Annotated in this window: 1 pseudogene; it reads left to right on the plus strand. The window is 67.6% G+C overall.

From position 1 onward, the window contains the following. Positions 1–48 precede the first annotated feature (48 nt). Positions 49–574 (plus strand): annotated as a pseudogene (locus B8460_RS11335) (helix-turn-helix domain-containing protein); the annotation flags it as partial.

Consider the following 574-nt stretch of genomic DNA (forward strand, 5'->3'; position numbering starts at 1 on the left):
GGCGGAATGCTGATTCACGCTACCTGCCGGAGCGGGAGGCCGGCAGGAATGTCGAAGGCACTTTCGCTGGATTTGCGGCAACGCGTTGTGGCTGCCGTGCGGGACGAGGGCCTGAGCCATCGGGCGGCAGCAGCGCGCTTCAACGTCAGCAGCGCCAGCGTCAGCCGATGGCGAACGCTGGAGCGGCAGTCTGGCGACGTCCGGCCTGGGCCGTTGGGAGGAGACCGGCGCAGCGCGGCGATCGAAGCGCATGCCGGCCTGATCCTGCGTATGTTCGAGGCCCGCCGCGACATGTCGATTGAAGAACTGCGCGCCGAGCTCGCCAGCCACGGTCTCCGCTTCGGCTACGGGACGCTATGGCGGTTCTTTGCCCGTCACCGGCTGACGCGCAAAAAAAGACGGCGCGCGCCGCCGAGCAGGACCGTCCGGATGTGCTGACGAAGCGCTGGGCCTGGTTCGAGGGACAGATCGATCTCGCCCCCGACCGGCTGGTGTTCGTCGATGAAAGCTGGGCCAGCACCAACATGACCCGGCGCTTATGGCCGCTGTCGGCGCGGCGAACGTCTGCGCATGA

Source organism: Acidisphaera rubrifaciens HS-AP3 (assembly GCF_000964365.1).
Lineage (GTDB): Bacteria > Pseudomonadota > Alphaproteobacteria > Acetobacterales > Acetobacteraceae > Acidisphaera > Acidisphaera rubrifaciens.